Origin of the sequence: Flavobacterium hungaricum (assembly GCF_015182285.1) — a bacterium.
In the GTDB taxonomy this organism is placed as follows: Bacteria; Bacteroidota; Bacteroidia; order Flavobacteriales; family Flavobacteriaceae; genus Flavobacterium; species Flavobacterium hungaricum.
In genome coordinates, this window is sequence record NZ_PRDM01000002.1 from 57,471 (window position 1) to 83,884 (window position 26,414).

22 protein-coding genes are annotated in these 26,414 nt (G+C 34.1%); 13 read left to right on the forward strand and 9 right to left on the reverse strand.

All coding sequences use genetic code 11. From position 1 onward, the window contains the following. From atpH to C4F50_RS08000, 10 genes are all read left to right on the forward strand, one after another. Positions 1 to 534 carry an ATP synthase F1 subunit delta gene (gene atpH, locus C4F50_RS07955; RefSeq protein WP_193845918.1) on the forward strand — a complete coding sequence of 178 codons (534 nt, stop codon included), beginning with the start codon at positions 1 to 3 and terminating at the stop codon, positions 532 to 534. Positions 535 to 572: 38 nt separating this feature from the next. After that, positions 573 to 2,150 (forward strand): F0F1 ATP synthase subunit alpha, encoded by a 1,578-nt coding sequence (gene atpA / locus C4F50_RS07960; protein WP_109191248.1) that lies wholly within the window; start codon positions 573 to 575, stop codon positions 2,148 to 2,150. A 90-nt stretch (positions 2,151 to 2,240) separates the two neighbouring features. Next, positions 2,241 to 3,101, forward strand: coding sequence for an ATP synthase F1 subunit gamma (gene atpG / locus C4F50_RS07965; RefSeq protein ID WP_193845919.1), 861 nt, complete (start codon positions 2,241 to 2,243; stop codon positions 3,099 to 3,101). A 724-nt stretch (positions 3,102 to 3,825) separates the two neighbouring features. Next, a complete protein-coding gene (locus tag C4F50_RS07970) occupies positions 3,826 to 4,272 on the forward strand; it encodes a GNAT family N-acetyltransferase (RefSeq protein ID WP_193845920.1) in 447 nt (148 codons plus the stop codon). A gap of 96 nt (positions 4,273 to 4,368) precedes the next feature. After that, complete coding sequence (locus C4F50_RS07975) at positions 4,369 to 5,829, forward strand: lipopolysaccharide biosynthesis protein (RefSeq protein WP_193845921.1); 1,461 nt, start codon at positions 4,369 to 4,371, stop codon at positions 5,827 to 5,829. Between the two features lie 25 nt (positions 5,830 to 5,854). Further along, positions 5,855 to 6,289, forward strand: a complete 435-nt coding sequence (gene dut, locus C4F50_RS07980; RefSeq protein WP_193845922.1) for a dUTP diphosphatase — start codon at positions 5,855 to 5,857, stop codon at positions 6,287 to 6,289. An 81-nt stretch (positions 6,290 to 6,370) separates the two neighbouring features. Next, the gene (locus C4F50_RS07985; protein WP_193845923.1) at positions 6,371 to 7,387 is read left to right on the forward strand and encodes a sugar phosphate nucleotidyltransferase; all 1,017 of its coding nucleotides are present in this window, start codon (positions 6,371 to 6,373) and stop codon (positions 7,385 to 7,387) included. A gap of 49 nt (positions 7,388 to 7,436) precedes the next feature. Beyond that, entirely contained in the window at positions 7,437 to 8,786 is a 1,350-nt protein-coding gene (locus tag C4F50_RS07990; RefSeq protein ID WP_194139131.1) for a tetratricopeptide repeat protein, read from the forward strand. Between the two features lie 14 nt (positions 8,787 to 8,800). Further along, positions 8,801 to 9,583, forward strand: a complete 783-nt coding sequence (lolB1, locus tag C4F50_RS07995; RefSeq protein ID WP_193845924.1) for a lipoprotein insertase outer membrane protein LolB1 — start codon at positions 8,801 to 8,803, stop codon at positions 9,581 to 9,583. Between the two features lie 23 nt (positions 9,584 to 9,606). Then, positions 9,607 to 10,860, forward strand: coding sequence for a murein hydrolase activator EnvC family protein (locus C4F50_RS08000; RefSeq protein WP_193845925.1), 1,254 nt, complete (start codon positions 9,607 to 9,609; stop codon positions 10,858 to 10,860). Between the two features lie 192 nt (positions 10,861 to 11,052). Here C4F50_RS08000 and C4F50_RS08005 read toward each other — a convergent pair whose 3' ends face one another. Continuing rightward, positions 11,053 to 11,472 carry a CBS domain-containing protein gene (locus tag C4F50_RS08005; RefSeq protein WP_193845926.1) on the reverse strand — a complete coding sequence of 140 codons (420 nt, stop codon included), beginning with the start codon at positions 11,470 to 11,472 and terminating at the stop codon, positions 11,053 to 11,055. 226 nt (positions 11,473 to 11,698) lie between these two features. Between C4F50_RS08005 and rbfA the strand changes: the two genes are divergently transcribed. The 3 genes from rbfA to C4F50_RS08020 all read left to right on the forward strand — a co-directional run bounded on the left by rbfA (position 11,699) and on the right by C4F50_RS08020 (position 14,890). Beyond that, the gene (gene rbfA / locus C4F50_RS08010) at positions 11,699 to 12,091 is read left to right on the forward strand and encodes a 30S ribosome-binding factor RbfA (RefSeq protein ID WP_193845927.1); all 393 of its coding nucleotides are present in this window, start codon (positions 11,699 to 11,701) and stop codon (positions 12,089 to 12,091) included. Position 12,092: 1 nt separating this feature from the next. Then, a complete protein-coding gene (locus C4F50_RS08015; protein ID WP_193845928.1) occupies positions 12,093 to 13,292 on the forward strand; it encodes an ABC transporter permease in 1,200 nt (399 codons plus the stop codon). A gap of 170 nt (positions 13,293 to 13,462) precedes the next feature. Further along, positions 13,463 to 14,890, forward strand: coding sequence for an MATE family efflux transporter (locus C4F50_RS08020; protein WP_193845929.1), 1,428 nt, complete (start codon positions 13,463 to 13,465; stop codon positions 14,888 to 14,890). A gap of 74 nt (positions 14,891 to 14,964) precedes the next feature. On the opposite strand, the gene dusB is transcribed toward C4F50_RS08020, so the two are convergent. The 8 genes from dusB to C4F50_RS08060 all read right to left on the reverse strand — a co-directional run bounded on the left by dusB (position 14,965) and on the right by C4F50_RS08060 (position 26,414). Next, positions 14,965 to 15,957 (reverse strand): tRNA dihydrouridine synthase DusB, encoded by a 993-nt coding sequence (gene dusB, locus C4F50_RS08025; RefSeq protein WP_193845930.1) that lies wholly within the window; start codon positions 15,955 to 15,957, stop codon positions 14,965 to 14,967. 149 nt (positions 15,958 to 16,106) lie between these two features. Continuing rightward, on the reverse strand, positions 16,107 to 17,396 hold the full coding sequence (gene flxY / locus C4F50_RS08030; RefSeq protein WP_193845931.1) for a flexirubin biosynthesis putative acyl-CoA ligase FlxY: 1,290 nt from the start codon (positions 17,394 to 17,396) through the stop codon (positions 16,107 to 16,109). Further along, complete coding sequence (locus C4F50_RS08035) at positions 17,393 to 19,060, reverse strand: C45 family autoproteolytic acyltransferase/hydrolase (protein ID WP_193845932.1); 1,668 nt, start codon at positions 19,058 to 19,060, stop codon at positions 17,393 to 17,395. The genes flxY and C4F50_RS08035 overlap by 4 nt, the downstream gene beginning before the upstream one ends. A gap of 7 nt (positions 19,061 to 19,067) precedes the next feature. Continuing rightward, positions 19,068 to 20,585, reverse strand: a complete 1,518-nt coding sequence (locus tag C4F50_RS08040) for a phytoene desaturase family protein (RefSeq protein WP_193845933.1) — start codon at positions 20,583 to 20,585, stop codon at positions 19,068 to 19,070. 1 nt (position 20,586) lies between these two features. Then, positions 20,587 to 24,267 (reverse strand): MMPL family transporter, encoded by a 3,681-nt coding sequence (locus C4F50_RS08045; protein WP_193845934.1) that lies wholly within the window; start codon positions 24,265 to 24,267, stop codon positions 20,587 to 20,589. An 87-nt stretch (positions 24,268 to 24,354) separates the two neighbouring features. After that, positions 24,355 to 25,533 carry a DUF2062 domain-containing protein gene (locus C4F50_RS08050; protein ID WP_193845935.1) on the reverse strand — a complete coding sequence of 393 codons (1,179 nt, stop codon included), beginning with the start codon at positions 25,531 to 25,533 and terminating at the stop codon, positions 24,355 to 24,357. 18 nt (positions 25,534 to 25,551) lie between these two features. Beyond that, positions 25,552 to 26,040 (reverse strand): hypothetical protein, encoded by a 489-nt coding sequence (locus C4F50_RS08055; protein ID WP_193845936.1) that lies wholly within the window; start codon positions 26,038 to 26,040, stop codon positions 25,552 to 25,554. A 2-nt stretch (positions 26,041 to 26,042) separates the two neighbouring features. Continuing rightward, the gene (locus tag C4F50_RS08060; RefSeq protein WP_193845937.1) at positions 26,043 to 26,414 is read right to left on the reverse strand and encodes an ApeI family dehydratase; all 372 of its coding nucleotides are present in this window, start codon (positions 26,412 to 26,414) and stop codon (positions 26,043 to 26,045) included.

A 26,414-nucleotide genomic window follows, 5' to 3' on the forward strand; every position in this document is an offset into this window, starting at 1 on the left:
ATGGCAAGTACAAGAGCAGCAATTCGTTATGCAAAAGCAATTTTGGACTTAGCAAACTCTAAAGGTGTTGCCGAAGCTGTAAATAACGATATGAAATCAATTGCTTCTGCAATTGAAACCAATGAAGAATTGAGTACATTTATCGAAAACCCAACAACAACGGTTGAAGTTAAACAAAGTGCTCTTTTAGAAGTTTTCGCAGATGCAAATGGAGTAACTAAAGGATTATTTCGTTTATTATTTGAAAATAAAAGATTTGAAATTTTAGCAGCAATTGCATCAGAGTATACTAAAGTATATGATGAAAGTAATGGAGTTGAAACAGCAAAAGTTACAACAGCTATTCCAATGGATGCAGCTTTAGAAGCTAAGGTTTTGGCTAAAGTTGCGACCTTATCGGATAAAAAAATTACGATTGAAAATGTAGTAGATCCTTCAATTATTGGCGGATTTATTTTAAGAATAGGTGACAAGCAGTACAATGCTTCTGTTGCAAACAGATTACAAGTATTAAAAAGAGAGTTAAGTAATTAGTTTTTATAACACAAAAAGTGTCTAAATTATAAATTAAGATGGCGGAAATCAAACCTGCTGAAATTTCAGCAATATTAAGAAAGCAAGTAGAAGGTTTTGAATCTGGTGCTACGCTAGAGGAAGTAGGAACAGTACTTCAAGTTGGAGACGGTATTGCTCGTGTTTACGGGCTGTCTAATGTACAATATGGTGAGTTAGTAGAATTTGATAACGGTATGGAAGGTATCGTATTGAATCTTGAAGAAGATAATGTTGGGGTTGTACTTTTAGGACCATCAACAGGACTTAAAGAAGGATCTACTGCAAAAAGAACTCAGCGTATTGCTTCTCTTAAAGTAGGTGAACAAATGGTAGGACGTGTTGTTAACACTCTTGGTTTTCCAATTGATGGAAAAGGACCAATCGGTGGAGACTTATACGAAATGCCGTTAGAAAGAAAAGCTCCTGGAGTTATCTTCCGTCAGCCGGTTACTGAGCCATTACAAACTGGAGTAAAAGCAGTTGATGCGATGATCCCGGTTGGACGTGGACAGCGTGAGCTTGTAATTGGTGACCGTCAAACAGGTAAATCAACTGTTTGTATCGATACTATCTTAAATCAAAAAGAATTTTACGATGCAGGAAAACCTGTATTCTGTATATATGTTGCAATTGGGCAAAAAGCTTCAACTGTAGCAGGAATCGCTAAAATGTTAGAAGAAAAAGGCGCTATGGCTTATACAGTTATTGTTGCTGCAAATGCTTCTGATCCAGCTCCAATGCAAGTTTATGCTCCATTCGCTGGTGCTGCAATTGGAGAGTACTTTAGAGATTCTGGTCGTCCAGCTCTTATCGTTTATGATGATTTATCTAAACAAGCTGTTGCTTACCGTGAGGTTTCTCTTTTGTTAAGAAGACCACCGGGACGTGAGGCTTACCCTGGAGACGTTTTCTACTTACACTCTCGTTTATTAGAGCGTGCTTGTAAAGTAATCGCTGATGATGGTATCGCTAAAAACATGAACGATTTGCCAGATTCTATTAAATCTATCGTAAAAGGTGGTGGTTCATTAACTGCTTTACCAATTATCGAAACTCAAGCTGGTGACGTTTCTGCATATATCCCAACAAACGTAATCTCTATTACAGATGGTCAGATTTTCCTTGATGGAGATTTGTTCAACTCTGGGGTTCGTCCTGCAATCAACGTAGGTATCTCTGTATCTCGTGTTGGAGGTAATGCTCAAATTAAATCTATGAAAAAAGTTTCTGGAACTTTAAAATTAGACCAAGCTCAATTCCGTGAATTAGAAGCTTTCGCTAAATTTGGTTCTGATCTTGATTCTGTTACTTTAAACGTAATTGAAAAAGGAAAAAGAAACGTTGAGATCTTGAAACAAGGTTTAAATGATCCTTATACAGTAGAAAATCAAGTAGCTATTATCTACGCTGGTTCTAAAAACTTATTAAGAAACGTACCAGTAGAAAAAGTAAAAGAATTTGAAGCAGATTTCTTAGCTTACTTAAACAGTAAACATAAAGATACGCTTAACGCGTTGAAAGCTGGTAAATTGGATGACGCTATTACAGATGTTATCGAAAAAGCAGCAAAAGAAATTTCAGCAAAATATAACTAATTAGATAATTGGTAAATTAGATAATTAGAAAATGGTTTTACATTATTCTAATTATCTAATTTTCAAATTGTCACATTTTCTAATTAATAGATGGCAAATTTAAAAGAAATCCGTAATAGAATTACTTCCGTTTCATCGACGATGCAGATTACATCGGCTATGAAAATGGTTTCTGCTGCAAAGCTTAAGAAAGCACAAGATGCAATCACTGCAATGCGCCCTTATGCCGAAAAATTAACAGAATTATTGCAAAATCTTTCTGCATCACTAGAAGGTGAAGTAGGAGGAGATTATACAACACAACGCGAAGTAAAAAAAGTTTTGCTTGTAGCAATTACTTCTAACAGAGGTTTGTGTGGTGCTTTTAATTCTAACGTGATTAAAGAAATTAAGAACCGTACAGCATTTTATGCAGGAAAGCAGGTTGATGTTTTTGCTATTGGTAAAAAAGGAAACGATGCTTTAAGCAAAACGCATAAAGTACACGGACATCATAATGCAATTTTTGATCATTTAACTTTCGAAAATGTTGCTGGAATTGCGGATAACTTAACTGAGAAATTCTTATCTGGAGAATACGACAGAATCGAATTGATTTACAATCAGTTTAAAAATGCTGCAACTCAAATCGTTCAAACAGAACAATTTTTACCTTTAGCTCCAATTAAATCTAATGAAACAGCAGCGTCTGGAGATTATATTTATGAGCCTTCAAAAGAAGAAATTGTGTTGACATTGATTCCTAAATCTTTAAAAACGCAATTGTACAAAGGTATTCGTGATTCTTTTGCTTCTGAGCATGGAGCGCGTATGACAGCAATGCACAAAGCAACTGATAATGCTACAGAATTAAGAAACCAATTAAAATTAACTTATAATAAAGCGCGTCAAGCTGCCATTACAAGTGAGATTTTAGAAATTGTTGGTGGAGCAGAAGCTTTAAATGGATAGACAAATTCCAAAATAATATAAAAAGAGAAAAGCCAGCAAATTGCTGGCTTTTTCTTTATCCGAAGTTTTTAAGATTTCTTTAGATATTTATAAAATGGTGATTCTCAAGTTTATTCAAAAATTGAGAATCACTACCATTTTATAAAAAATTGACAGATAACTCTGCTTGCTTTGTCTTTTTTGGGAACAAACTAGCTTTATTAGTCCCACGGCTCTGTTTTTTTAAGGGTTACATTTCAGCAGAATCAATCCCTGTGCTTTGTCTTTTCTGGGAACAAACTAGCTTTATTAGTCCCACGGCTCTGTTTTTTTAGGGTTACAATACAGCAGAATCAATCCCTTATGCTTTGTCTTTTTTGGGAACAAACAAGCTTTATTAGTCCCATTGCTTCCTTTTTTATAAGGGTTGTATTTAGCTTTCTCAATCCCTGTGAGACAAATTTAAGAAAGGTTTAAGAAAAAAATCTTACATAATTCCCATGTCAGATTTATATATTTCACATGTGTGAGAAAATTATTATGCAGTAAAATGTCAAAAACAAGAAGAAATATTTACTCGAAGAATTAAAAGCTTAACATTATAACGACAAAAACATAATATTATTGTAATATTTATAAAAATGATTTTCACATTGAAATGGAATTTATCAAGTACAACTATGTTTTAGTTGAGAATTTCGGGCTTACTTTTTTTGATTAATTTTGAGTCTTATTTCGAGATCATATGGATTATACACTTAAAGAACTCACTACTATTCCGGAAATGTTGGATCAAATAGATACCATTAGATTTTTGTATCCCAATATTAGTGTAGAAAAATATTCATCATTTCTTAGTGAAATGGTGCCGCACAATTATACCCAAATTGCAGTTTTTGAAGATAAAACCTGTATCGGAATAACCGGCTGCTGGTCGGCTACAAAATTATGGACGGGAAAATATCTCGAGATTGATAATTTTGTGGTAAATCCACAATATCGCTCAAAAGGAATCGGAAAATTGCTTACCGATTTTGTTGAGAAAAAGGCAATAGAATTGGGTTGCAGCAGTATTGTTCTCGATGCCTTTACTGGAAATTTTGGCGCACATCGATTCTACTACAATCAAGGATATGCTCCAAAAGGATTTCATTTTGTGAAAATTTTGGACGAAAATAAAATGACCGTGTAAAAAATAGAATCTCCATTTTTTTATTACATCAACAAAAACGCCATTAAACAAAAGAAATGGTTATTTTTGTTCTACAAACATTATTAGAATTATATTTTGGGATTATATAAAAATCTATTCAAGCAAACTGCAATTTACGGCCTGGCAACAGTTTTACCGCGAATGCTGAGTTTTTTATTAGTGAGATTATATACAGGAATTTTGCCAACAGCAGAATACGGTGAAGTTTCGATTGTATTGTCTTGGATGGTTTTCTTTAACGTCGTACTTTCATACGGAATGGAAACGGCCTTTTTTAGATTTTACAGTGCCGAAGAAGATAAAAAGAATGTCATTGCAACTTCGACAATTTCGATATTTTGGACTTCTATTATTTTTCTTTTTGTCGCGCTTATATTCAGAAATACACTTGCAAATCTTGCAGAAGTAGATGTGCAATACATTACCTATACAGTTTGGATTTTAGTATTAGATGCCTTGGTTTTGATCCCTTTTTCAAAATTGAGAGCCAATCAAAGACCTATGGTTTATGCGGCAATTAAGATTGGAAATGTTATCATTAACCTGTTGTTGAATATATTCTTTTTAATATATCTTCCAAAATTAGCAGATTCAAATCCAAATTCTGTTTGGGATAATTTATATGTTGAAAACTTCCAAATCGCTTATATTTTCATTGCGAATCTCTTAGCAAGTTTGGCCACATTCATTGTATTATCTCCAAATTATCTTTCGCTTGGACGAAAATTCGATCCTGTATTGTGGAAAAAAATGATGAAATACGGACTTCCTATTTTGGTTGCCGGTCTTGCATTTGCAGTAAACGAACATTTTGATAAAATCCTTTTAGGATATCTGCTTCCAGAAAATTTAGCAAAATCTGAAGTTGGAGCCTATTCTGCCTGTTACAAACTAGGATTATTTATGGTTCTTTTTGCAACGGCTTTTAGATTAGGAATTGAACCTTTCTTTTTCAGCCATGCCAAAAACGAAAATGCACCGCAGACTTATGCTGTAATCACCAAATATTTTGTAATTCTGGGCTCACTAATTTTACTGGGAGTTATTGTTTTTGCAGATGTTTTAAAATTTTTATTACTTGATAATAAAACCTATTGGGAAGCCATGAAAGTAGTGCCTTTGATTATTCTGGCTAATTTCTTCTTAGGTATTTACAACAACTTATCGGTTTGGTACAAGCTGACAGATCAAACTAAGATTGGAGCTTACATTTCTATTATTGGAGCGATTGTAACTTTGATTTTAAATTATCTTTTAATTCCAAAATATAGTTATTACGGATCTGCAATTGCAACCATTTCGGCTTACGGAAGTATGATGTTGATTTCGTACGTTCTAGGAAATAAATATTATCCTATACCTTATGATATGAATAAAATTGGAGCTTATTTAGGAGTTTCGATTTTGTTTTCAATAATTTCATTTTACGGATTTAGAGAGAATTATTTCGTTGGAATTCCGTTACTAATAGCCTTTATGTATTTGGTTTATCATTATGAAAAAGATACAATTAAGGGTATAATGAAAAGAAAATAAGCGCGTTTAAAATAGTATATTAAAAATGAAAATACAGATTATCAATAAATCACAACACGATTTACCAAACTACGAAACAATTGCTTCTGCAGGAATGGATCTTCGTGCGAATTTAACAGAATCAATTACCCTTAAACCATTAGAAAGAACCATTGTTAAGACAGGACTTTTTATAGAATTACCAATTGGTTATGAAGCTCAGGTAAGACCAAGAAGCGGATTGGCGGCTAAAAAAGGAGTAACGGTTTTAAATTCTCCTGGAACTGTTGATGCAGATTACAGAGGAGAAATCGGCGTAATTTTAGTAAATTTATCAAATGATGATTTCGTTGTTGAAAATGGCGAAAGAATCGCACAGTTGATTATTGCTAAACACGAAAGAGCTGAATGGATTGAAGTAGAAACGCTTTCTGAAACCTCTAGAGGAGAAGGCGGTTTTGGAAGTACGGGCGTGAAATAATTTTCGATCGTAGTTTTTCAGATATAAAATAATGACCAAACCCAATGAAGATTAAAATCTTCTCATAAAATCAGATAGAAAATGAAAATAATTGTGCCAATGGCAGGTCGAGGATCGAGACTTAGGCCGCATACACTAACTGTTCCAAAACCGCTTATTCCGGTTGCAGGAAAATCAATCGTACATCGTTTAGTTGAAGATATAGCTAAAATATTAAAAGAACCAATTGAAGAAGTTGCTTTTATTTTAGGAGATGAGGCTTTCTTTGGAGCAGATGTTGTAGAAAGTTTAGAAAACTTAGCAAAAGGATTAGGAGCAAAAGCATCAATTTACCGTCAAGACCAGCCGCTGGGAACGGGTCACGCGATTATGTGTGCAAAAGAATCTTTGTCTGGACCAGCTGTAATTGCATATGCGGATACGCTGATTAGAGCAGATTTTGAATTAGACCCTTCTGCCGATGCTGTTATTTGGGTAAAACAAGTAGAGCAGCCAGAAGCTTTTGGTGTTGTAAAATTGAATCAGAATAACGAAATCATCGAATTGGTAGAAAAACCAAAAGAGTTTGTAAGCGACTTAGCCGTTATCGGAATTTACTATTTTAAAGAAGTTGGAGTTTTAAGAAACGAGCTTCAAAGTGTTTTGGATAATAATATTCAAAACGGCGGCGAATACCAGATTAATGACGGAATCAAAGCCATGATGGCCAACGGAAAAGTTTTTAAAACCGGAAGTGTTGACGAATGGATGGACTGCGGCAACAAAGACGTTACAGTTGAAACGAATACCAGAATGTTAGGCTTTTTACATAATGACGGCGAACATTTGGTAGACTACAGTGTAACATTAGAAAACGCAACTATTGTTCCGCCATGTTATATTGGAGAAAATGTGGTGATCAAAAATGCTACTGTTGGACCAAATGTTTCTCTAGGAAAAGGATGTCATGTAACCGACAGTACAATTAAAAACAGTTTGATTCAGACTAATTCTCAAATAAAAAATGCTAACTTAGATAATGCAATGATTGGAAATCATGTTAGTTATGATGGAAAATTTACAAGTATAAGTATTGGAGATTACGCAGTTTTAGAATAAAATAAAAACTAAAAAAGTTTCGTTTTGTTTAAAGAGTAATTTTATAATGATGAAAAAGAAAGTCTTAACCATTTTATTGTTCGCTTTGTTCGGAAGTTCGTTTTCGGTTTTTGCTCAGACAGAACCCGAAGACATTGCTATGGCAACAGACGAATATCAAGACTCTTTTTACGAATCATTAAAACAAAAAGGAATTGAAAATTATGATAAAGCAATTGTATCATTGGAGAAATGTATTAAACTAAAACCCAATGATGCAGTCGCTTATTTTGAATTAGGAAAAAATTACCTGTCGCTTAAACAATATCAAAATGCACAAATAGCTTTTGAAAAAGCGACACAATTGGATCCTAAAAACAAATGGTTTTGGCTGGGGATTTATGATGTAAGTTTTGAAACCAAAAACTATCCGCTGGCGATAGAAACGATTCAAAAAATTATTGTTTTTGATGAAGAGTACAAAGACGATCTTATTTCGCTGTACATGATTACCAATCAATACGATAAAGCATTGACAGCAATTAACGAAATGAATGATAAATTTGGAAAATCATCAGATCGTGAAATTTACAAAGCCCAAATTTTATCACAAGGAAAATATCAAAATTCAGAAATAGACAATCTGGTACAGCAGATCAAAAAGGATCCAAAAGAAGAATCTAATTATCTCAATCTGATTATTTTATATTCTAAGAATAATGAGAACGAAAAATCGCTGGAAGTTGCCAGACAATTAGCAAAAGAAATTCCAAATTCAGAATGGGGTCAAGTAAGTTTATTTAAAACCTATCTGGATGCCAATCAAGCCGATAAGGCTATCAAATCAATGAATGTGATTTTAGCAAGTTCTAAAATCGATTCAAAAATAAAACACCGTACACTGAACGAATTTTTAATTTATGTAAATAAAAATCCGCAGTACGCACCAGATTTAGAAAAAGCAATTTCGTATTTCGATAATGACCCAAATGTTGATGTGGCCAAAGAAATAGGGAAATTTTATCATAGTAAAGGACAATTTGAAAATGCAATTAAATATTATGAAAAAGATTTAAGCGCCAATTCAGATACAGATCGCGAAACCAACTTGTTATTGCTGGAAGCGTATTCGAAGGCAAAGCAATTTGAACCATTGACCAAGAGAGCGATGACAATGATCGAAGTATATCCGAGTCAGCCTCAATTTTATTATTATGCAGGTTTAGGCAATAATCAGATAAAACAATTCAAAAATGCAAAAACCGTTCTAGAAATGGGACTGGATTATGTTGTAGATGATGCAAAACTTGAAGCGGATTTTAATATTCAATTAGGAGATGCATATAATGGATTGGGCGATGCTAAGAAAAAAGAGGAATACTTTTTGAAGGCAAATGAATTATTAAAAAAGAAAAAATAAAGGAGACAATTCAAATGAAAAAATATATAGCAGTACTAGTGCTTTCGGTTGCAGTAATTTCATGTAAATCTAAAGCAGTTGCAGTACAAAACAATACAAACGAAACAGTTGTTGCACCAAAAGAAGACAAGAAAGTAATTGAAAAGCATTACAACAACAAACTAGACTTTTCGACTCTTTATATAAAAGCCGGTGCAAGATATGTTGACGAAAAACAAAGCCAGAATGTTACGGCAGAAATTAAAATCGAAAAAGACAAACAGATTTTGATAAGCGTTCGTTTCTTAGGAATTACAATGGCAAAAGCTTTAATAACTCCATCGAAAGTTAGTTATTACGAAAAAATAAACAGCACTTATTACGATGGTGATTTTACAAGTTTGAGCAAATGGCTGGGAACAGAATTAGATTATTCTAAAGTCCAGAATCTTTTGGTAGGTGAAGCCTTTGACGATTTAAGAAAAGGAAAATATACCCAGACTATTGTAGAGAATCTTTTTAGGTTGGATGATGAAAAAGATGCTAAAGTAAAAAAGACCTTTTTCTTGGACGCCGAAAAATATTTAATTCAAAAAGAAGAAATTTCACAGCCGTCAGAAAATATAAATTTACAAATAGCCTATTCAGACAGTAAAGTTTTTGATCAGGGAACACTTCCGACAAGTATCGAAATCAATGCCGTGCAGCCAAAAGGAAAAACCAATATCAATTTGAATTACAATACAATTACATTTAACGAAGAACTTACTTTTCCGTACAGTGTTCCAAGCGGATACAAACAAGTTTTAATTAAGTAAATTTGCAAAAAGAAAACATAAACATGCCAAAATTTCTCCTAAGCCTAATTTTAATATGTGCCAGTACTTTTGTATGGGCGCAGGATTCACAGCAAGAAAAACTGGAGCAGCGAAAAGCGCAGATACAGCAGGAAATCAGAGACAACGAAAAGATGCTTCAATCTGTTCGTAAAAAAGAAAAATCTGCTGTAAATGAATATTTAATTCAGGCAAACAAAATAAAACTAAAAGAGAAATTAATCAATACGACAGCAAAACAGGAAAAACTGATTAGTAATGACATGTATATTAATCAGGTTCAGGTTAATAAACTTAAAAAAGAACTAAAAGTTTTAAAAGAAGATTATTCGGAAATGATTTTAAAATCATACAAAAGCCGATCTGAACAAAGTCGTGCGATGTTTATTCTATCTTCAGAAAGTTTTTTACAGGCTTATAAAAGAGCACAGTACTTAAAACAATATACCGCTTTTAGAAAAAACCAAGGTTTAGAAATCCAGTCAAAAACTGCTCAGTTAGTAGATTTTAATGCAAAATTAGATGGCCAGCGACAAGTAAAAAAGAAAATTATAGCTGAAAATCAAAAAGAAAAAGTGACGCTCGAAGTAGAGAAAAAAGAGCAGCAAAAATTAGTAAACTCACTTAAAAAGGATAAAAATAAAATTGCTGCTGATATTAAATCAAAACAAAGCGAATCAAAAAGAATTGACAGACAAATTGACCGTTTAATTCGTGAAGCGATTGCTGAAGCAAATAGAAAAGCGGCGGCAGAAAGAGCGAAAGCAAATCCTGGATCAAGCGAAACAAAAGCTCCAGTTTCTTCGTCAAAAATTGCTTTGACTCCAGAAGATAAAGTTTTGGCTGCAGACTTTAAAGCAAACAGAGGAAGACTGCCTTGGCCGGTAGAAAAAGGATTTATTTCTCTTGGATTTGGAGACCAGCCGCACCCGCTGCACCCATCAATTACAGTACATAATTCGGGTGTTGAGATTACGACCGAAGACGGTGCAAGCGCAAGGGCAGTATTTGCCGGAGAGGTTTCTAAAGTAATTGTTTTATCACCAGTAAATAAAGCAGTTGTAATTCAGCACGGAGATTACTTTACAGTTTATCAAAACTTAAGTTCCGTTTCGGTTAGTCAAGGTGATAAGGTAACAATCAAACAAAGTATCGGAAGAGTAAGAACAAGCGGTGATACAGGTAAAACGATTATCAAATTCTTGATTCTTCAAAACACTTCAAATAACAATCCAGAAGGATGGCTGCAAAGCAGGTAAAAAATATAAGGGAGCATTTAGCTCCCTTTTTTTATATTTAATTGGTTGGATGTAATGATTTTAAAAATGCAGATTCGACAAATTAAAATGCAAATTCACAAAGAGATATAGCAGCAAAAAAATCTGTGTAAATCCCGGTATTAATTATCCGTCAAATCTGCATCATTTTTTTTTAAAATTAAATCCAGGATATTAATAATTTTGTTCTAAAAAATACTTTAATACATCGGTTGTCGTAACAATCCCTTTTAATTCGCCTTTTTCAACAACCGGAGCGGCGTGAAATTCCTCCTTCACAAAAATTTCTGCCAGATCTCTAATGATAAGTTCAGGAGAAACTGTTTTAGGCTTAGAAGTCATGACTTGCGAAATGGTCAGCATTTCTAGAACAGCTTCATCTGCACCATCTTGTCCTTCAAACAAGGCTCCAAAAGTAAGACGGTTAATATCTGTGCGGCTTATAATTCCCACAACTTCTTTACCGCTGACAACAGGAAGATGTCGAATAGAATTGGATTTTAATTTTTCTACAACAGATTTTAATTCATCATTTTGATTTACAGTTATCACACTTTTGGTCATAATGTGGCTTAGTGGTTCTCTTTTTTTCATAATTTGATGTGTTAGATTTAAGTCAAAATTGATTAAAAATTGAAACTAAAAAGCTGACTTTTGTCACCAGACATCATAGAAAAAAGAAGTATTTTAAATTTTTATTTTTTTTAAAAGAAGCATGTTAAGAGTTGTAATTTTGACTTTAAAAGAACAAAAATGTAAATTAGTATTGAAGTTGATTTGAAATTGCGGCGATTGAATTTAAAAATAGTATTTTTGCACTATGGAAACAAATAGACAGAAAAAAATAGGCGGCGTAATCCAGAAAGATCTGGTTGATATTCTGCAGGGTGAAGTGAGAAAGAATGGAGTTACAAACTTGGTAATTTCAGTATCCAAAGTAAGTGTAACTACAGATTTGTCAGTGGCAACCGTTTATTTAAGTATTTTTCCTCAGGAAAAAGCCAAAGAAACATTAGAAGGAATTAAATCAAATACTACATTAATCAAGCATGACTTGGCGCAGCGAGTACGTTTACAGCTGCGTAGAGTTCCAAATTTAGTTTTCTTTATTGATGATTCTTTAGATTATATAGAGAAAATTGACAATGCACTTGCAGGAAAAGAAAACCCAATAGAAAACCGTGATCTTTTAGAAAAAAGAAGAAAGTCATAATTTGAATTTCCCGTTATACATAGCCAAGCGTTATATTTTTAGCAGTAGTAAAAACAATGCGATAAATATAATAAACCGAATTGCCAGCATGGGAATCATTGTTGGTACAATGGCTTTGTTTGTGGTTTTATCCGTTTTTAGCGGCTTAAAGGTTTTTAGTCTTTCATTTACAAATGAAATTGATCCCGATTTAAAATTGACCAGTACTTACGGAAAATCATTTTTGATAACGCCGGAGCAGCAAAGACAGATCAAAAAAACAGAAGGCATTGCGTCTTACACCAAAATTATAGAAGAACGTGTTTTGTTTTTGTTTAAAGACAAACAGCAGGTTACTTATCTAAAAGGCGTTGACAGTATGTATCCTGTTGTAAACGATATTAAGAAGAAACTCTTTAACGGAAATTGGTTAAAAACAGACAGCTATCAGGTAGTTATTGGATACGGAATGACGCAGGATTTCTCGATGGGAATTCTTGATTTCGAAAATCCGCTTCAGGTTTTTGCTCCAAAACCAGGAAAGGGAGCCATCGAAAATCCCGAAGAAGCTTTTAATAAAACAGATGTTTTGCCGGTTGGAATTTACTCTGTAAGCGAAGAATTAGATTCTAAATATGTTTTTGCAGATTTAGGTTTAGCACAAGAATTATTGATGTATAAACCTAATCAGATCTCGGGAATTGAATTTAAATTGAAACCGAATGCTGACGAAAATGCCATAAGAAAAGAACTCAATATAATTTTTAAAAATACAATTACTTTAAAAAACCGAGCACAGTTAAATGAGTCTTTATATAAAATGCTCAACACCGAAAACATTGCGGTTTATCTGATTTTTACTTTGGTAATTATTGTAGCGCTTTTTAATTTGGTCGGTGCTTTAATCATGATGATTTTGGAGAAAAAAGGAAATCTCAAAACCCTTTTTAACCTCGGTACAGAAATTGGTAATCTGCGAAAAATATTTTTACTCCAAGGAACTTTACTTAGCGTTTTCGGAGGATTAATAGGTCTTTTGTTAGGAATTATTTTAGTAGTCCTGCAGCAACAATACGAATTGATTATGATCACGCCGACTTTGGCTTATCCTGTAGTTTTTACTCTAGAAAATGTTCTAATCGTAATGAGTACAATTGTTTCACTCGGCTTTGTAGCTTCTTTAATAGCGAGCAGTCGTGTAAGCAAAAAGTTATTGGATTAATTTCTTCTTTAAAAATATTACTTATATTTACCGACTTATAAATCTACAGCATATGATTGTTTCTGCTTAATCCTATTTTATTTTTTAGAATAATTAGGATACTTACGTTTTGTTTTTCAGTTCAGATGCAAAGACATTTGGACCAATCTTATCATTTATCCTAACTTATCATGACAGAAACAACTCTAAAGAAAAGTCTTTTTTCTAAAATTTATACCACTTTAAAACAAGCCTTAAAAGGCGACGAATCATTCGATTATACTTCAGGAAGCATAAAAAAAGCCGTAATTCTATTAGCCATTCCTATGGTTTTGGAAATGATGATGGAATCTGTTTTTGCTTTAGTCGATTTATATTTCGTTGGACATTTAAAACACAGCAGTTTTGCCATTCAAACTGTAGGTTTGACAGAATCGGTTTTGACTATTATATATTCTCTCGCAATCGGAATGAGTATGGCAGCAACGGCCGTTGTAGCAAGACGAATTGGCGAAAAAGATCCTGTAGCCGCCGCAAAAGCGGGAATGCAGTCTATCATTATTGCGTTTGCCGTCAATAGCGTTTTAAGTATTTTCGGAATTATCTACGCAAAAGATATTTTGATTCTGATGGGTTCGTCCATAGAATCAGCAGAACACGGTTTTCGTTTTACCCAAATTATGATTGGTTCTAGTTTATGTATTATGCTTTTGTTCTTAATAAACGGAATTTTCCGAGGAGCGGGAAATGCAGCAATCGCCATGAAAAGTCTTTGGATTGCCAATATCTGCAACATTATTTTATGCCCGATTTTAATTAATGGTCTCGGGCCAATTCCTGCTTTCGGGTTGATTGGCGCGGCATTGGCAACCTCGATCGGAAGAACTATTGGGGTTTTATATCAAGTATATCATTTGTTTTTTGGAAATGGAATCTTAAAAATCAAAATCCCTTATTTTGCTCCAGATTTTAAACAAATCAAAGCATTGATAAAGATCGCTGCACCTGGAATTCTGCAATTTGTAATTGCCTCTTGCAGCTGGATTTTTCTGGCACAATTAGTAGCCACAACAGGAGGAGATCACGGTTCTGCGGGCTATCAGACTGCTTTAAGAATTATGATGTTTTTTATTCTTCCGGCTTGGGGATTAAGCAATGCTGCTGCAACTTTGGTTGGACAGAATTTAGGTGCCAAACAAATCGACCGCGCCGAAAAATCGGTTTATACTACAGCACGATATAATGTTATTTTCATGGCTTCGATCATGATTGTTACTTTGGTTTTTGGACATTATATTATTTCCTTTTTTACCAATGACGAACAAGTCAAAGTCGTTGCAGTTGAAGCGTTGCAAATTATGAGCATCGGATTTATTTTCTACGGAATCGGAATGGTTTTAATCAATACTTTTAATGGAGCGGGAGATACTTGGACGCCTACGGGAATCAATTTCTTTGGTTTTTGGCTGTTCCAGATTCCGCTTGCTTATGTGTTAGCGAAACATTTTAATATGGGACCCACCGGAGTTTTCATAGCCATTCCAGTTGCTGAAACCGCCATTACTCTTGCCGGAATATTTTTCTATAAAAGAGGAAAGTGGAAACGAGTTCAAGTGTAATTATAACAAAAATGCCTTCAATATTGAAGGCATTTTTTATGTTGAGTTCTTTATTAAAGTTCAAGATAATAATTTTAAACAAACTCATACCCCGCATAAACCTGTTCAATTTCTTTCATAATCGCGAACAAATCTTCAGGTGCGTCAGTTGTAACTAATTTTTGTTTGAATTCTTTAAACGAATGGATTCCTTTAAAATAATTTGTGTAATGACGACGCATTTCTACAATTCCCAAGCGTTCGCCTTTCCATTCCATCGACCACTTTAAATGGTTTCTAGCCGCTTCTACACGATCAATAACCGTTGGAGCAGGTAAGTGCTCGCCCGTTTTAAAATAATGTTTGATTTCATTAAAAATCCACGGATAACCAATAGCAGCACGGCCAATCATGATACCGTCAATCCCGTATTCATTTTTATATTTTAGTGCTTTTTCCGGGCTGTCGATATCGCCGTTTCCGAAAATAGGCATTGTAATTCTTGGGTTGTTTTTTACACGTGCAATATGCGACCAGTCAGAATGGCCTTTGTACATTTGCGCGCGGGTTCTGGCATGAATCGTTAAGGCTTGAACGCCAATGTCCTGAAGTCTTTCAGCCACTTCATCAATATTAATAGAACTTTCGTCCCAGCCCAAACGGGTTTTTACTGTAACAGGCAAATCAGTTCCTTTAATAACCGCTTGTGTCAGACGTACCATCAAATCAACATCTTTCAAAACTCCCGCTCCAGCACCTTTGCAGACTACTTTTTTAACTGGACATCCAAAATTAATATCCACTAAATCTGGTTTTACAGTCGAAACAATTTTAGAAGACATTTCCATTGCTTCTTCATCGCCTCCAAAAATTTGAATTCCAACCGGGCGTTCGTAATCAAAAATATCCAGCTTCATACGGCTTTTTATCGCATCGCGAATCAATCCTTCAGACGAAATAAACTCAGAGTACATCATGTCAGCACCGTGCGTTTTGCATAATCTGCGAAACGGCGGATCACTCACATCTTCCATCGGAGCAAGTAGTAAAGGAAATTCGGGTAGTTCTATATTGCCAATCTTAACCATATTCATAATTTTTTGCAAAATTACAACATTTAGTTTAATTTGTAGCCATTAGAAGGTTCAAAGGTTCAGAGTAGCAAAGGTTCAGAGGTTTTCTATAATGCTGATAAAGAGGCTTTGTCCCTCTGAACCTTTGCATCTTTGCACCTATTTTAAGACCTATAATCAAAAAATCGAATCGGTTTTCTACTCATTGGGTTAAAAACCAGTGGATTTAAAACTTCTTTTGAAGCAAATTCAATCTTTGGAGTTACTCTTAGTTTTGCTCTAAAGTGGTCTTTTATTTCTTGAAGAAATTCTGGAGTTTGATTTTTGGCTGCAATTTTAATCACGATTTCATCGGTTCCTAAATCGTTGGTTGAAATTTCGATCAAGTGATTTTCGATATTATCAAAACTGCTCAAAACATCATTCATCGCTGGCGGATAAAGTGTTGTACCTTTATATTTGATCATCTGCTTTTTGCGCCCAACAACTGGACCAACACGCAAAGTATTTCTGCCGCAGGCACAAGGTTCGTCGTGCGCTTGTACAATATCACCAGTTTTAAAACGCAATAAGGGCATCGCTTCTATACCCAAAGTAGTAAAAGTCAGTTCGCCGATTTCGCCATTTTTTACAGGCATATTATTTTCGTCAAGAACTTCAATAATAATTAATTCTGGATGATGATGGCCTCCTTTTCCGTGTTCGCATTCAGTAAAAGCCGTGCTCATTTCAGTTGAAGCATAAGTAGAATACAACTTAATATTCCATTTATCAGTGATTTTTTTAGATAAAATATTCATAGAAAAATCCTGTTCTCTCAGAGATTCTCCGATACAAACAGCTCCTTTTATGCTCGAATTATTATAATCAATTCCGTGTATTTCAGCGTATTCAATTAACTTTAATAGAAAAGAGGGAACAGTAATCAAGTAACTCGGATTGTATTTTAAAATAGAATCCCACTGCATTTCTGGAATTCCGGCCCCGACACGTATTACACCTACTTTTAGTTTTCTTAAACCTAAAAAATAAGCCAAACCTGCCATAAATTTTCGGTCAATTGTAGTCATCAACTGCACTACATCTCCTTCTGCAATTCCGGCGCAGGCAAACGAAATGGCTTCGTTATAAGCCAGTCTGTCCAAATCAGAATCGGTTAAACCAAAAGTTACGGGATCTCCCAAAGTGCCAGATGTTGTGGCATAATCTATAATTTTATTTTGTGGTACACACAAAAAATCATCGTTATATTGTTGTAAGTCTTCTTTAGTGGTTACAGGAAGATGCTGTAAATCTTCGAGAGTTTTTACTTTTGAAATATCTATATTTTGTCCTGCAAAAAGTCTTTTATAAAATGGAGAGTGTTCGCCGATATAGTTCAAAAGCTCGACTAATTTTTGCTCTTGTAAATTTTTAATTTGGGCTAAAGAATCTTTTTCTATATCTGGAATCATTTTAATTTTCTTTTGATTTTTTCTAGGTATTTCTCAATTGCTTCTTTTTCAGGAGCTGTGGTAATTTCTTTTGTTAATGCTTTTTCAAAATTTACTTTTGCTGCAGCAAAATCTTTTTGCTGATAAAAGTACAATCCTGTTTTGTAATACACAACCCAATAATCAGGGTTTAGTGATTGATATTGTAAAAGCTTTTCGGGAGCAATTTTTTCTTTTTTATCTAAAGAATCGTCAATCTGCTGATTTTCAATTTTAAATTTTTGAAAATTTTTAAACATTTCAGTATTTAAAAAAGGATCTTTCGGAATGTTTAAGTTTTCAATTTCAAGAGAGCTTGTCTGAGCTTCTGTTCTTTCCTTAAAAACAGCATTTAAATTATAGCATACGAATTCTCCCAATTGATACGGATTTGCCGAAACCCAAACCAGTTTTTCTTTAGGTTTAAAAATAATTCCGTGGTGAGCCAAAAGCTGATTTAGAGCTTTTTCGTTTCCGTAACCCAAAGCAATATTCTGTAATCCCTCTTTATTTCTAAGAATTTCCGAAGCTGTTTTGGGGCTTACTTTTGGATTTTCTTTTAATAATTCCTGCATTCTTTCATAACGATATTGAGAATGACTATTCACAATTTGTTCCTGATTTCGTTTATCATCTTTAAAAGCTTCCCCTTGAAAATGATTGGAACAAATTAATTCGCTGCTGTTTGGAGCTTCGTAAACATCCATTTTTTCTGGAGAAACTTCAATCAAAATTGCTTTGTTGTCGTGAGCGCTTCCGACCATAATAGATTCAGAAACAAAAACATCCCTTTTTTTGGCGATCGCAATTGCTTCGTCAAGATTTTTGGCATGCTGTAAAATTTCTCGGGTAAGGATAGAAATCGGCGTTTTTGCGGTAAGCGGAATCTGCGATTTTGAGGCGTTAATGGTGACCGTTAAACCTTCAAGATTCATTCCAGAAACGGTGCCAATCATTCCGGGCCAAGAAACCGTCATAAATGGAAATCCTTCTTTTGGATTTATAAAGGCTACAATTTTATTTTCTGCGAATTCGTCATTTACATAAAAGTCCAAATTACGGCCGAGAAGTAAATTTCCATCTTCTGTTTTTTCATTCCATACTGCAAAAGAAGAACAGCCCACCAAAGCCAGATCCTGCATAGCGTGGCCAATATCATGAGCTCCATGCAGGTATAAACTGCGTTGAAATTGCGGTGCAATATTGTCAAATTCATGCCCGGTATATTGTGAAACGCCGTAAATTTCTGCCTGATATTCGTTTGGAACATTTAAATACAATTTGCGATTGTACCAGATTAAAAACTTACGAAGTATTTTTTGCTGAAATTTAGAAGGAATAAAATCGGTTATTTTAGAGAAAAAAATACGCTGTTGTTTTAGTAAAAGCGAATCGGTTAATGCTCCCGTAGTAAGACCAATTTGCAGCGGATCGCCTTCTGCATATAATTCCCAAAGTCCCTGTTTGTTTTTAAAAAAGGAATTTTTTCCTGAAACAAAAACGGTATCTGAAATTTTTTTTACAATAGGCAACGCGGCGTTATAAGAACTAAGATCGGGTTTGTGATTTTTTGATTTTGAAGTGCCGCAGGAACTCAGCAATGCTAAAAAAGTAATGAAAAGAAAGGATAGAATACGGCTTTTCATAAATGATTTATTCAGTTGTTTGATTGATTTTTTCTAATAGATATTCTTTTCCGACAATTTCAGAACAGGTAATAACAGCGCCGATCGTTACTCCGAGAACACCGTGCATATTAACACTTTGTCCGGTAAGATAAAGATTTTCGAGTTTAGTTTTGGACGGAATCAAAGTTTTCATCGGATTATTAGAATCTTTTACATAACCGTACATATTACCAGCATCGCCGCCAATATAATCCCGATAAGAAAGCGGTGTAGAGGTATGAATAGATTTGATGCAGTCTTTAATTCCAGGAAATTTTTTTTCGATCTCTTCTAAAAATTTAGAAGCTTTTTTACTTTTAAACGCTTCATAACTTTCTCCCCGGTCATTTTCGGCAAAAGTGGTGTTAAAAGTATTTTCCCATGCTTTAACATCATCGTATTTCATATACGTCAAAAACGTCATTCCGTCTGCCCATTCTTCGTCTTTTGCAGAAACGTTCATAGAAGCCATATAGGTTTTCGGCCAGGAATTATCGTCGTATTCATGAGACGTCCAGACTTCGTTACTATTTTTAAAATGATAAAAATTATGATTGATGTATTTAAAAGTTTTAGGTTTAAAAACAATATAAAGACTAAAAGCAGACAGCACTCCTTCTAGATTTTGGATTCTGTTGAAAAATGGTTTTCTAAAATTTTCCTGCCCAGCCATTTTTAAAGTTGTTTTGGGCTCAATATTAGAAATAAAAATACCGCCGGAAACTTTGGTTCCGTCTTTCATAACGGCCAAATTTACTTTTTGATTTTCAACTGTAAACTGCGTAACTTCTTTATGTTTATAGAATTCTCCTCCGTATTTTTTGAGCTGTTTCAAAAGCTGCTTCGTAATTTGGCTGCCTCCATTTACACAACGCCAGGAACTTTCGATATAAGAGTTTACTACAAGTGCATGAACGTAAAAAGGCGATTTGCTGGCAATACCCGCATACAGAAAATTAGATCCGGCCAAAACTGCTTTTAGTTTCTCATTTTGGGTAAAAGAATCAATCGTTTCTTTCGCGTTAAGCGTTACAATTTCATCATCATAACGACCTTCAGATTCCAGATTGTAAAGCGGAAAAGCTTTGCAGACGTCTTGTATTTTTTGACAATAGTTCTCAATATTTTCTTTTTCTTCGGGAAAATAATTCGTCAACTGCGCTGCAAAATTAGCAAAACCCTGAGCATGTGGATAGGTTGTCGCATCATCATCAAAAGAAATCACATCAAAACCATTTTCGTCTAATTTTTTTAGATTTAAATGATCCATTATTCCAATATATTGAAAATAACGATGCAGATTTTGACCTTCACTCAGACCGCCGATATAATGGATACCGGTATCAAAAATGGTTTTGTCCCTTACAAAAGTCTGAAGATTACCGCCATATTGATTGTTTTTTTCGAGCATACAAACGCTGTAACCTTCTTTTGCCAGAATTACAGCCGAAACAAGTCCGCCCAAACCGCTGCCAATAATCACTACATCGTAATGCTCTTTCATCTTATTTTTTATTAAAAATACCTATTGCATTTTCATCCAAAACACATTCAAAACCAAAATTAAGAAGTGTGTTTTTTAAAGCCGAATTCTGAATTAAAATAATCTGTGAAGATTTTGAAACTATTTTTTCTAAATCAATTTCTAAATTTTCTTCAGAAATTAGAACCGTTTCAAAAGATAGTGCTGCTATTTCTTCTTGTTTTTCTAAGTAAGTAATTTTTCGTTTTCGGGCAATATAATTGGTTTTTGCGACAGCACGTTTTTCTTCATCAAAAAGAAACGAAAAGATTTTTCGCTGTGGTTCTTGCAGCGCCAATAAAACATCTAGTTCTCCGTGATCATTTCCTAAACGTAAAATTTTTGCTTTGGCTGAAAAACATTTATTGAGAGCAAAATAAGTTTCTAGGTTGGTTTTGACATTGCTTTTTACATCGCGCACCACTTCATTTTCTTTGTAGGCATAACTCTGAATAAGCATTTTTTTGAAATAATCTGCACCTTCAAATTTTTGGCGCATTTTCTGAAACTCAGATTTAAAATAAGTGCTGATGAGTTTGGTTCTTTCGGCATAATTTTTTCCGAATGCAAGATTGTCTGGTGTAATTCTTTCTAAAATAGAAAGTGTTAAACTACTGTGATGAATCACAAAATCTCCTTTCGGAATGGCTTCTGAAGCGCCGTGTATTAAGATAGGCAGGATATCCAGATTAAACTCTTCTGCCAGTAAAAAAGCACCTTTATGAAAACGGTTAATTTGATTGCTCTCTGAACGCGTTCCTTCTGGAAAAATGATTAACGAATATCCTTCTTTTACTTTTTGGCGAAGTGGTTCTATACCGCTTTCTAAGCCTTCAGATACAGGATAAAAGCCTAATTTTCTAACTGCTCCTCCAAAAATAGGAGATTTATAAACCCAGTCATTTACCAGGAAAATAATTTTTGGGCTCAATTGTCCTATCGCTAAAATATCAACAAAAGAGGAATGATTGGCTATAATTATGGCTGGTTTGTCAAAAGTTTCGCCGTTTGGATTTAAAACTTTTTTGGATATGAATGGATTGGAATACAATACCGATTTCATGAATTTTGAAGTCACGTAACGAAGACCTTTTATTTTCTTTTCTTCTTTGATTGGAAGAATCGGCATGATAGCCAAACTAAAGAGAGACACTACAATACCGCCAAAACCGTAATAGAAAAAAGAAATAATTCCGTGAATCAACGTACGAATATCGATAGGAGAATTTCCTTTTTTCGGGCGATTCGAAATAAACATTTTAAAAAGAATCGGGTAGAAGATAAACGTAATAATAAGCGCCGCAAAAACCCCTATTAACGAAACAGACGAAATAGAAGTAAGTGCAGGATGTTTTGCAAATATCATGGCACCGATTCCGAGAATGGTTGTAATTACAGCCAAAATAATAGAGGTTCTGTAAATGGCAATTTCGTTTACACCCGATGTATATTCTTTTTGAAGGGCACTCGTCATAAAAATACTAAAATCGACACCATGACCGAAAATTAGGGTACAGACAATCATGCTGAAAATATTCATCTGAATGCCAAAGATTCCCATTATTCCAGCGGTTACGATTCCTGTTAATGCAATCGGAATACAGCTGACCAAAACCAATTCTACTCTTCTGAAAAAGAAAAACAGAATTAAAATTACCGCTATAAACGAATAATTTACAAGAGAATTAAAATCAGTTTTTAACGTGCTGAAGAATGTTTCATTCATCTGCTGACGGTCAATTGCGATGACATTTTGTTTTTTTTCAACCGATTTCACAAAAGCATCACGTTGTTCGGGCGCCAGTTTTATTAAGGTTGATATGGTGTAAAAACCATTTTTTTCGCTGACAAATTCCTGCAGCTGCAACGCTTGAATTTTTAAATATTCTTGTGCAGAAATCGGTTTAAAATTTTGATTGAGCTGTTCGTAAAAAGCATCATATGTAGTAGGTTTAAAACCAAGTTTAGCACCTTGTACAATTAATTCTGATTTTAAAAATGTTTTTTTATTAGTATCCCAGAAAGAATTCCATTTGGCAATTTTCTGTTCTTGTGCAGCCTGCGAAATCATAATGCCGCCAACAGAACTAAAATTTAAAATTTTATGCTGTTGTTTTTCTTTTGTTAAATCAGTAAAAAGCTGGCTGTTATGCTCTAGTGCTTCTTCCATGCTTTTGCCGTATGAAGCGGCATAAATAGTTTTTGAAGTTAAACTGCTGCTTTCTTCCAATTCTTTTTCGGCTGTTTTAAGGTCTTTCGGGATAAAATTTAACTGCGATAAATCATTATTAAAACCAACATCATTATACGTAAAACAACAAATGATTGTAATGATCACACAAAAACCAATTAAGATTTTGTTGTTATGAAAAGAAAAATGAGCCAGCTTATCAATAACATTTTTTTTATTTTCCGATTGATTTTCTTTCGGCTTGTACAAATGCGGTACAATTAGTAAAGAAAAAAATGCAGAAGCCATTACAATCACAGCAGCAAAAATTCCCAGATCGTTAAGCGCTGTAGATTTTACAAAAAGCAGGCATAAAAAAGCAACGGCAGTGGTAGAACTGCTCATGATTACCGGCATGGTAATGTCTTTGTACAATGTTTTTACATCGCTGTTGTGTTTGTAATGTGTGAGAATATGAATAGAATAATCAATCGTGATACCGAGCAGAATAGAACCTATACCAAGAGAAATTGCCGAAATCTGCTGTCTTGTAAAATATAAAAATGCCACAGCAAATAAACCGCCAAACAGTGTTGGCAGAAAAATGATTAACGGAATTAAAATTTTGCGGTAAAACAAAATCAAAATCAGCATTAAAGTAAACATTGCAATTGAGGTTGATAAAACAATATCACTCTTAATTTGTTTAGCGTTTGCAACAGCAATTAATGCCGAACCAAAATAACTAATGCTCGTTTTACCTTCAAATTTCTGATTTAAATGCTCTTGTATAGAAGCCAGTTTATTGGCGAGAATTGTGTTTTTTTCTGTTTCGCTGGACGGAATATTGGAGGTAATAAACAGCAGTAATTTCTTTTTATCTTTCGTCATGACAAATCCATTGTCAAGCGTAAAATCATCACCAATATTTAATTGCTGTAATTTTTTTAAGGCTATAAATGAAATTCCGAACGGATCGCGAAGAATAAAATCTTTGGTAACAAATCCTGAAGGAGAAATAATGGATTTGTAATTTCCATCTACGGTTCCTGCAATACTATCTTTTTGAAGCTTTTGCTGAATGTTTTCATAATCTTTATCATCCAAAAAAAGCGGCAGGTTGTGGTATACAAAATCTATGGTTTCCTGAATATTTTCTTCGTTAATTTTTCCTTGAATTCCTGTTACATAAGGTTTACAAGAAATAGAAACGCTGTCAGAAAACGCAGCAGCCATTTCTTTTAAATCATCGGCTGTGCCTTTTTCGTCAAGTTTAAAAATGACAGTGGTTTTATCTGCAAAATTAAGCTGTTTTAAAACTTTGGCCGTGATATCAGTTTTGTCATTGGTAGGAATCAGTTTGGTGATGTCTTCTTCGAATTTAAGCCTTGATGCAAAAAAGCCAAAAATAAGAAGCATCCCCAATGCCAATAAAATGGACAAAGATTTTCTTCGATTTACGAATAAATGAATGGAGTAAAAATAGTGGTGCATCGTTTAATTATAATTGTTTTTGGCCATAAATTTTGTTGTCACGAATTAATAATCAATGAATAAAAAATTCGTGAATTCGTGGCAAATTTACTCTAAATGTTTTCTACTGAAAGCAGTTAAAAGTAAATAACTTATCAAACCAGCAGACAATGCAGAAACGGCTGCTAAAATAAGACTTCCGATGATATATTGTGCAGCATTTTTTTGAATATCGTCTAACGTTATCGAACTATCCAAATGTAAAGGAGCATCGGCTGCAACAAAAATACTTCCGATCTTTAAAGAAGCATAAATGATAAACGGAATAAAAGGCGGGAAACTGACATTAGAAAATAAAAAAGCAATCACTTTATTCAACCTCAATAATGCTGCTAATGTAAACAACAGCAAGGTTTGAAAGCCCCAAAAAGGAGAGAGCCCTATAAAGATTCCTAATGCAATAGCGGCTGATTTTTTAAAATTAGAATCGTCGCTTTCTAAAACATCTTCTAAGAAAAACTTTTTAAGACCTTTTTTTTTTGCGCGTCTAAAAAAGTCGCGCGGTTTAATGTATAAAAGAGCATTGGTTACCAAAACCGTATTCAAAATACTGATTCTGGTAAAATCTTGAAACGGACGAAAATGCGAAACTCGTTCTGCGGGATCATATAAAACTTGAATCGGAATGTTCTTTACCACAATTCCTTTCCAGGCAGCACGCACAATTACTTCGATTTCAAATTCAAATTTATTTGTATAAAATTGTTTTGGAAGCAGTTTTAAGGGATATAATCTAAAACCAGACTGGGTATCTTCTAGCTTAATTCCAGTTTCAAACTTAAACCAGAAATTAGAAAATTTGTTCCCAAAACTGCTTTTTTTGGGAACATTTTCTTGTGTCATATTACGGCCTCCGATCAATAGCGCATTGGGCTGCTTCTGAATTTCGGCTAAAAAGCACGGAATATCAGAAGCAAAATGCTGACCATCAGAATCGATCGTAATTGCATATTCAAAATTCAATTCGATCGCTTTTCTAAAGCCGTTTCTAAGAGCACGTCCTTTTCCTAAATTTTTAGGATGATGAATTTGAACGAGCTGCGAATATTCTTTTAAAATCTCATTGGTTGAATCTGTTGCCCCGTCATTGACAATAATAATATTCGAGGAATATTTTAAAATGGAGTCTAATACTCTTTTTAGCGTTTTTTGATTATTGTAGGTTGGTACAATAACGCAAAAGTTAATCGAATTTAGTAATTCCTGCTGGGGCAAAATAGAGTTCATGAGTTTTTATTTGAAGCCTTACTTCACAAATTGTTTCTCTTTTGCAGAGAAACTGTCAGATTGTAAAACAAAGTCTTTAATATATTCTTTCAAAGTACCTGTCAATGTCGGATAGTGTACTGTTAGGAATTTTTTGTCTTCTTTAATATTTTTTTTGTAACCCGTAATTCCAGGAACATTTTCCTGAATGCTTAAACGAATCATTCTCATTTCGATATTATTCGGTTCAGAGGCAATTACGGCTTCCAGCATTTTTGCACCTTCTTTAAAGCGCTCGATTTTCTCGGTTAATTTTTTTTCGAATTTAGAATCTACTAAAATAGAAGCCGCTTTGTAAGCCACCAAAATTTTATCATCGTTGGAGTTTACGCCAGCCATTTTTTCTGTAAATTCTTTTGCGTTTGTTTCTGATTTTGCGACATCAGAATACATTTTTCGGATCGAAGCTAAATCTGGCGTAGCAGCCGAAAAGCCGATCAATAGTAAAATTGAAAATAGTAGTTTCATAGTTAAATTTTTTTATACACTGTACTGAGTTTTAAAGCAGTTGTGCTGTTAAAGAAAGTGGTGTTTTTAACTTTAATCAAATTATCTTCTGTATGCGTAATATCTAGTTCTAAGCGTAATTCTGGTGTAGCTTCAGGATTAATCAAAGCCATAAATTTGACATTTGTTAACGTCTGAATCAACAAAGAACTCTGCGTAAATTTTTCTGTAAGCTCTTTTATAATCTGGATCATGCACACGCCCGGCATGATTGGGTTTCCTGGAAAATGGCCTTTGAAAACATCGTGTTTTTCATTAACCAAAATGGTAACATTGTATTTTGTATCGGATACTTTTTCCTCCGACAGGACTTTGTAAAAATCTTTTAAAACCAT